The organism is Pseudomonas sp. KCJK8993 (assembly GCF_046230915.1).
Lineage (GTDB): Bacteria > Pseudomonadota > Gammaproteobacteria > Pseudomonadales > Pseudomonadaceae > Aquipseudomonas > Aquipseudomonas piscis.
On sequence record NZ_JBJJLO010000180.1, the window covers coordinates 1 to 7,751 of the forward strand.

The 7,751-nt window shown below is 62.1% G+C and carries 5 protein-coding genes and 2 tRNA genes; 3 read left to right on the plus strand and 4 right to left on the minus strand.

Annotated elements, in window-relative coordinates; genetic code table 11:
- The 4 genes from ACK6AU_RS30690 to ACK6AU_RS30705 form a co-directional block, all read right to left on the minus strand.
- Positions 1-1,148: MFS transporter (locus tag ACK6AU_RS30690; protein WP_409303425.1), on the minus strand; the 1,148-nt coding region annotated here is incomplete at its 3' end.
- A gap of 566 nt (positions 1,149-1,714) precedes the next feature.
- Positions 1,715-1,790, minus strand: a tRNA-Asn gene (locus ACK6AU_RS30695).
- An 89-nt stretch (positions 1,791-1,879) separates the two neighbouring features.
- A complete protein-coding gene (locus ACK6AU_RS30700; RefSeq protein WP_409303427.1) occupies positions 1,880-2,077 on the minus strand; it encodes a hypothetical protein in 198 nt (65 codons plus the stop codon).
- A 121-nt stretch (positions 2,078-2,198) separates the two neighbouring features.
- A complete protein-coding gene (locus tag ACK6AU_RS30705; protein ID WP_409303429.1) occupies positions 2,199-3,395 on the minus strand; it encodes an amino acid aminotransferase in 1,197 nt (398 codons plus the stop codon).
- Between the two features lie 336 nt (positions 3,396-3,731).
- On the opposite strand from ACK6AU_RS30705, the gene uvrB reads away from it, so the two are divergent.
- The 3 genes from uvrB to ACK6AU_RS30720 all read left to right on the plus strand — a co-directional run bounded on the left by uvrB (position 3,732) and on the right by ACK6AU_RS30720 (position 7,741).
- Positions 3,732-5,747, plus strand: coding sequence for an excinuclease ABC subunit UvrB (gene uvrB / locus ACK6AU_RS30710; RefSeq protein WP_409303431.1), 2,016 nt, complete (start codon positions 3,732-3,734; stop codon positions 5,745-5,747).
- Between the two features lie 156 nt (positions 5,748-5,903).
- Positions 5,904-7,385 (plus strand): glutamate--tRNA ligase, encoded by a 1,482-nt coding sequence (gene gltX, locus ACK6AU_RS30715; RefSeq protein WP_409303433.1) that lies wholly within the window; start codon positions 5,904-5,906, stop codon positions 7,383-7,385.
- Positions 7,386-7,665: 280 nt separating this feature from the next.
- Positions 7,666-7,741: transfer RNA gene (locus ACK6AU_RS30720), tRNA-Ala, on the plus strand.
- Positions 7,742-7,751 lie beyond the last annotated feature (10 nt).

Here is a 7,751-nt window from a genome sequence, read left to right on the forward strand (position 1 = left end):
GCGACCTTGAACTGGCCCTGGCGCACCAGGGACAGGGCGAACAGCACCACGATGGCGGCGGCTGCCGATAGGGTCAGGGGCAGGCCGTAGCTGCCGCCGCTCATGGCCGCGCCGCTGAGCAGTGGTCCGAGCAGGCTGCCGATGCCCCAGAGCAGGCCGGCGCTGGCGTTGGCGGTGACCAGGTCCGGGCCGCTGAAGGACTGCCCGATCAGGACGATCGCCAGGGTGTAGATGCCGCCGGCCGCGGCCCCGAGGATCACCAGGCTCGGCCAGAGCAGGCCGGGGGTTTCCATCAGCACCGGCAGGCCCAGGCCGATCAGCAGCGAGATGATGCCGCAGCCCAGGTAGATGCCGGGGCGCCCGAGCTTGTCCGAGAGCCAGCCCAGGGGGAATTGGAACGCCGTGTCGCCCAGGAGAATGATGGTCACCATCAGGGCGGCGAGCTTGATGCTGTAGCCATGGTCCGCGGCATAGACCGGGAAGAGCGAGAGCACCATGCTGTCGAAGAAGGCGAAGAACAAGATGCCCACGCACAGCGCGGGGGCGACGCGGATGAAGCCCAGTACCGAGAAGGTTCGGCTTTCGGCGTGGGGACTCGGGGCGTCTTCCCGGGGTAGGGTCAGCCAGACCACGGCGATAGCCAGCGCATAACCGATGGTGACGATACCCAGCACCGCCGGTCCTTCGGTGCCCAGTACCGACACCAGGCCCGGCCCCAGCAGCTGGAAGAAGGTGAAGCAGGTGGTATAGACCGCCACCAGGCGCCCACGGCTGCTGTCCTCGGCCATTTCATTGACCCAGGTTTCCCCGAGGATGATGATCAGCCCGGCGCCCAGGCCCATGCCGATACGTGCCAGGCCCAGGCTGTAGAGATCGAGGCCAGGCAGTTCCAGGGTGGCCACGCTCAGGGCGCAGAGACTGAAGCACAGCAAGTAGATCTGGCGGCGGGTCAGGCGTTGGCACAGGGCATTGACCAGGAAGGCCGAGAGCATCATGCCGGCGGCGGGCAGGGCCGACATGAGGCCGATCTGGTTGTTGGAGGCGCCGGCCTGGTACAGGCGCAGGGCCAGGATCGGCACGCTGGAGCCGATGCTCAGGCCGACGATGGAGATGCCCAGGATCAGGGCGGCTAACAAGGCTTTGTTCATTGCTCGAGACCTGCACCTGGATTTCCAGGTGCCTAGATGAAGTAAAAAAGTGCGGTCCTGCGCGCGGATGCAGGTGGCGGTACAGGCGATTGCCGGGCGAGCCCTGGTGCGCGTACAGGTCTTGGGGCAGGCGAGATGCTTTCAGGTCGCTTGCGCCAGGTGCGGACCGCAGGAGGTGACAAGGGGGGCAGTCGCGGTCAGCGCTGGCCTTGGGGGGGAGAGAAGGTGAAGGCGAACAGCACGCTGCGACGCCGACGATTGATCGCGCAGTCATGCTGGACAACGACCAGGCTGGCCGAAGGGGAGATCGAGGAAGAACGGCACGCTAACTGTGCTGGAACGGACATCATTGTCTGACTGGTTGGAAAAGGAAGCGCACAGCCTACGTCAGGCCTTTGCGGCAAAGCAACCAGGCATGGGCATGGAGTTTTCAGGGGTATATGAATAGCTTTGCCGCATGCCTGGCTGGCATGCTCAGGAGGTATCTGAAGGGATATCGCTTGAGCCGACTTGCCGGAGGAGCAGGGCGCTCTTCATGGATTGCGTGGCAAATCAGTCTGGGAAGATGGCTCCACGACCTGGACTCGAACCAGGGACCCAGTGATTAACAGTCACTTGCTCTACCAACTGAGCTATCGCGGAATGCGCCGTATCTTACTGATTCAAAAAGGGAAGTCAAGCGCTTGAAGAGAAAAGACGAACTTTTTTCTTCAAATGCGCAGGCGCCGCCTTCAGCCGCCGAAGGTCAAGGTGCCGAGCATCAGCCTGGCCATCAGTGCATTGGCCGCCAGTTGCACCAGCCACAACGCCAGGCCTCCGAGGAAGACGCCCAGGGCGATCTGCAGCACCAGGCTTTTTGCGCGTTTCTGCGAGCGGGGCAGGTAATGTTCGGGGTCGTCGCGTTCGGCCCGCAGGTCATCGTTTCTCATTGGCGGTTCTCGCTTGGCAAGGCACGGTTTGAGTCTAGAGGGCGTGGAGGAGAATGCCGGGCGCCCATGAAAAAGGGGAAGCCCTGGCTTCCCCTCTTGTTTACAGGCTACCGGCAGTGGCTCAGATCACCTGGAGGATGGCCTTGGTCACTACGCCGATATTGCTCTGGTTCAGCGCGGCAACGCAGATGCGGCCGGTGTCCAGGGCATAGATGCCGAACTCGTTGCGCAGCCGGCCCACTTGCTCGGCGCTCAGGCCGGAGTAGGAGAACATGCCGCGTTGGCGGCCGACGAAGCTGAAGTCGTGCTGTGGGGCGCCCTTGGCCAGCAAGTCGACCATCTGGGTACGCATGCCGCGAATCCGCAGGCGCATTTCCGCCAGTTCCTGTTCCCATTGGGCACGCAGTTCCGGGTTGTTGAGCACTGCGGCGACGATGGTGGCGCCATGGGTCGGCGGGTTGGAGTAGTTGGTGCGGATCACGCGCTTGACCTGGGACAGCACGCGGGCGCTTTCTTCCTTCGAGCTGCTGATGATGGACAGTGCGCCGACACGCTCGCCGTACAGCGAGAACGACTTGGAGAAAGAGCTGGAAACGAAGAAAGTCAGGCCCGAATCGGCGAACAGGCGCACAGCGGCGGCATCTTCGTCGATGCCATCGCCGAAGCCCTGGTAGGCCATGTCCAGGAACGGCACCAGGTTCCTGGCCTTGACCACTTCCAGGACGTTCTTCCAGTCCTCTGGGTTCAGGTCGACGCCGGTCGGGTTGTGGCAGCAGGCGTGCAGGACAACGATGGACTGCTCTGGCAGGGCATTGAGGTCTTCCAGCAGGCCGGCGCGGTTCACGTCATGGGTAGCGGCATCGTAGTAGCGGTAGTTGCGTACCGGGAAGCCAGCGGTCTCGAACAGTGCGCGATGGTTCTCCCAGCTCGGGTCGCTGATGGCGACCACGGCATTGGGCAGCAGTTGCTTGAGGAAGTCGGCGCCGATCTTCAGGGCGCCAGTGCCGCCGACGGCCTGGGTGGTGACCACGCGGCCCGCGGCCAGCAGTGGCGAGTCGGCACCGAACAGCAGCTTCTGTACCGCCTGGTCGTAGGCGGCGATGCCGTCGATCGGCAGGTAGCCACGGGAAGCATGCTGGGCCGCGCGGATCGTCTCGGCTTCGACAACGGCGCGCAGGAGTGGAATGCGTCCCTCCTCATTGCAATACACGCCCACCCCAAGGTTGACCTTGTCGGTACGGGTGTCGGCGTTGAATGCTTCGTTGAGGCCCAGGATTGGATCGCGTGGTGCCATTTCGACAGCGGAGAACAGGCTCATTTTACGGCGGCTCTGAATGGAGTGTGGAGGGACGTGCCGCGCTCCAGCCGAATGCACTAGAGCGGTGCACAAACGGGGAGCTAGTATAGAGGCCATCATCGCGGCGGGCGACAGGCTATTAGCCTTTTGCGACAAGTTTTTCGGGTTATTTTCTCACCGTTAGTCTTATTGCAACATTCGGCATGTTAGCGGGTGTAGGACCTTTACCTTGAAAGCTGTGGGATTTGGCTCCACATTCTGAATATTCCCGTTTTCTTTCCCCGGCGACCTGGGTCGTACGTGGTCTTTCCCATTGCTGTCCGGTCGCGCCGCGCAGGATGATTCCAGAGGTAGGTTATGTCTGAGTTCCAGCTCGTTACCCGTTTCCAGCCTGCCGGCGACCAGCCGGAGGCCATCCGCCTGATGGTCGAAGGCATCGAGGCCGGCCTGGCGCACCAGACCCTGCTCGGTGTGACCGGTTCGGGCAAGACCTTCAGCATCGCCAACGTCATCCAGCAAGTGCAGCGCCCGACCCTGGTACTGGCGCCGAACAAGACCCTGGCCGCGCAGTTGTATGGCGAGTTCAAGGCGTTCTTCCCGAATAACGCAGTGGAATATTTCGTTTCCTACTACGACTACTACCAGCCCGAAGCCTACGTGCCGTCCTCCGATACCTTCATCGAGAAGGACGCCTCGATCAACGACCATATCGAGCAGATGCGCTTGTCCGCGACCAAGGCGCTGCTGGAGCGCAAGGACGCGATCATCGTCACCACGGTGTCCTGCATCTACGGCTTGGGCAGCCCTGAGACCTACCTGAAGATGGTCTTGCACGTCGATCGCGGCGACAAGCTTGACCAGCGGGCCTTGTTGCGGCGCCTGGCGGACCTGCAATACACCCGCAACGACATGGATTTCGCCCGGGCCACTTTCCGGGTGCGTGGCGATGTGATCGATATTTACCCGGCGGAATCCGACCTGGAGGCGATCCGCATCGAACTGTTCGATGACGAAGTGGAAAGCATCAGCGCCTTCGACCCGTTGACCGGCGAGGTGATCCGCAAGCTGCCGCGCTTCACCTTCTATCCCAAGAGCCACTACGTGACCCCGCGCGAGACCCTGCTGGAGGCCGTCGATGGGATCAAGGAGGAACTGCAGGAGCGCCTGGAGTACCTGCGTTCCAACAACAAGCTGGTGGAAGCCCAGCGCCTGGAGCAGCGCACTCGCTTCGACCTGGAGATGATCCTCGAGCTGGGCTACTGCAACGGTATCGAGAACTATTCGCGCTACCTGTCCGGGCGTCCGGCCGGGGCGCCGCCACCAACCCTGTATGACTACCTGCCGCCCGATGCCCTGTTGGTGATCGACGAGTCCCATGTCAGCGTGCCCCAGGTCGGCGCCATGTATAAGGGCGACCGTTCGCGCAAGGAAACCCTGGTGGAATATGGTTTCCGCCTGCCTTCGGCGCTGGATAACCGGCCGATGCGCTTCGACGAGTGGGAAGGGGTGAGCCCGCAGACCATCTTCGTCTCCGCCACTCCCGGCAACTACGAGGCCGAGCACGCCGGCCGGGTGGTGGAGCAGGTGGTGCGTCCCACCGGTCTGGTGGACCCCGAGGTGGAGGTGCGTCCGGCGTTGACCCAGGTCGACGACTTGCTGTCGGAAATCACCAAGCGCGTGGCCCTGGAGGAGCGTGTGCTGGTGACGACCCTGACCAAGCGCATGGCCGAGGATCTCACCGACTACCTGGCCGACCATGGTATCCGCGTGCGCTACTTGCACTCGGACATCGATACCGTGGAGCGGGTGGAGATCATTCGCGACCTGCGCCTGGGTACTTTCGACGTGCTGGTGGGGATCAACCTGCTGCGCGAAGGCCTGGACATGCCCGAGGTGTCGCTGGTGGCGATCCTCGATGCCGATAAAGAAGGCTTCCTGCGCTCCGAGCGCTCGCTGATCCAGACCATAGGCCGCGCTGCGCGCAACCTCAATGGCAAGGCGATCCTCTACGCCGACAACATCACCGGCTCCATGCAGCGTGCCATCGGCGAGACCGAGCGCCGGCGCGACAAGCAACTGGCTTTCAACCAGGCCAATGGCATCACCCCAAAGGGGGTGGTCAAGGACATCACCGACATCATGGAAGGTGCCACCGTGCCCGGTTCGCGCAGCAAGAAGCGCAAGGGCATGGCCAAGGCCGCGGAGGAAAGCGCTCGTTACGAAAGCGAACTGCGCTCGCCGAGCGAGATCACCAAGCGCATCCGCCAGTTGGAGGAAAAGATGTACCAACTGGCCCGGGACCTGGAATTCGAGGCGGCAGCCCAACTGCGGGACGAGATCGGCAAGCTGCGTGAGCGCCTGCTCAACGTCTGAGCGGTGTGCGCCCCCATGGCAGCGGCCATGGGGCGCGATCGTCCGTAACCGTGACCTGGGCTTAAATGCCCTCCTTACTGGAGCGCGCCTGGTATCGCCTGTTACCATTCGCCCCTTGTTTGTTCCTTAGCTTTTCTATTCTTTCCGAGACATGCCATGACCACCGTCCGTACGCGCATTGCGCCATCGCCTACCGGGGATCCCCACGTAGGTACTGCTTATATCGCTTTGTTCAACTATTGCTTTGCCAAGCAGCACGGCGGTGAGTTCATCCTGCGTATCGAAGACACCGACCAACTGCGTTCGACCCGCGAGTCCGAACAGCAGATCTTCGATGCCTTGCGCTGGCTGGGGATCAACTGGAGCGAAGGCCCGGATGTCGGCGGTCCCCATGGCCCGTATCGCCAGAGTGAACGTGGCGATATCTACCAGAAGTACGTCCAGCAACTGGTGGACATGGGGCATGCGTTCCCATGCTTCTGCACCGCCGAGGAACTGGACCAGATGCGTGCCGAGCAGATGGCCCGCGGCGAAACCCCGCGCTACGACGGACGCGCATTGTTGCTGTCCAAGGAAGAGGTGGCCCAGCGCCTGGCGGCCGGTGAGCCCCATGTGATCCGCATGAAGGTGCCCAGCGAAGGCGTCTGTGTGGTGCCGGACATGCTGCGTGGCGATGTCGAGATCCCATGGGATCGCATGGACATGCAGGTCCTGATGAAGACCGATGGCTTGCCGACCTACTTCCTGGCCAACGTGGTCGACGACCACCTGATGGGCATCACCCACGTGCTGCGTGGCGAAGAGTGGCTGCCGTCGGCGCCGAAACTGATCCTGCTTTACGAGTACTTCGGCTGGGAGCAACCGCAGTTGTGCTACATGCCGCTGCTGCGTAACCCGGACAAGAGCAAGCTGTCCAAGCGCAAGAACCCGACTTCGGTGACCTTCTACGAGCGCATGGGCTTCATGCCCGAGGCCATGCTCAACTACCTGGGGCGCATGGGCTGGTCGATGCCGGACGAGCGCGAGAAGTTCTCGTTGCAGGAAATGGTCGACAACTTCGACCTGTCGCGGGTCTCCCTGGGTGGGCCGATCTTCGATATCGAGAAACTGTCCTGGCTCAACGGCCAGTGGCTGCGTGACCTGCCGGTGGAGGAGTTCGCCACTCGCGTGCAGAAGTGGGCGTTCAACAGCGACTACATGATGAAGATCGCTCCCCACGTCCAGGGCCGGGTCGAGACCTTCAGCCAGATCGCGCCGCTGGCCGGGTTCTTCTTCGCTGGTGGAGTCACTCCGGATGCCAAGCTGTTCGAATCCAAGAAGCTGTCGGGCGACCAGGTGCGCCAGCTGATGCAGCTGATCCTGTGGAAGCTCGAAGGCCTGCGCCAATGGGAAAAGGACAGCATTACCGCGACTATCCAGGCTGTGGTCGAGTCCCTGGAGTTGAAGCTGCGCGATGCCATGCCACTGATGTTCGCCGCCATCACCGGCCAGGCCAGTTCGGTGTCGGTGCTCGATGCCATGGAAATCCTGGGTCCTGACCTGACTCGCTTCCGTCTGCGCCAGGCCATCGACCTGCTCGGTGGCGTGTCGAAGAAAGAGAACAAGGAGTGGGAAAAACTGCTGGGCGCCATCGCCTGAGACGGCCGGGTGCCGCAGTAGTGCTGCCAGGAACGGCGAGCTTTTCGACTACGCTTGAATCTCTGGCGTCAGGCGAATTGGTTGCCGTGACCGGTAATTCTCCAGGCTTGGGTCGACTCTTTTGCGGGAGTCGGCACAAGTCGGGAAGGGCGCAAAAGCCCGGTTTTTCAGGGCGGGCCGGTAAGTGATTGTTATCCCGGCAAATTTTTTTGCAAAAAGCTGAAAAAAAATTGACAGCCTTGCGAACGCCCCTTAAGATTCGCCCCGTCCTCACCGACGAGGGGCTATAGCTCAGCTGGGAGAGCGCTTGCATGGCATGCAAGAGGTCGACGGTTCGATCCCGTCTAGCTCCACCAAATTTGCAGT

Excerpts from the sequence above, each read along its gene's own strand:
- ACK6AU_RS30700 (WP_409303427.1), bottom strand. The coding sequence starts at position 2,077 with ATGAGAAACGATGACCTGCGGGCCGAACGCGACGACCCCGAACATTAC.
- ACK6AU_RS30705 (WP_409303429.1), bottom strand. The coding sequence starts at position 3,395 with ATGAGCCTGTTCTCCGCTGTCGAAATGGCACCACGCGATCCAATCCTG.
- uvrB (WP_409303431.1), top strand. The coding sequence starts at position 3,732 with ATGTCTGAGTTCCAGCTCGTTACCCGTTTCCAGCCTGCCGGCGACCAG.
- gltX (WP_409303433.1), top strand. The coding sequence starts at position 5,904 with ATGACCACCGTCCGTACGCGCATTGCGCCATCGCCTACCGGGGATCCC.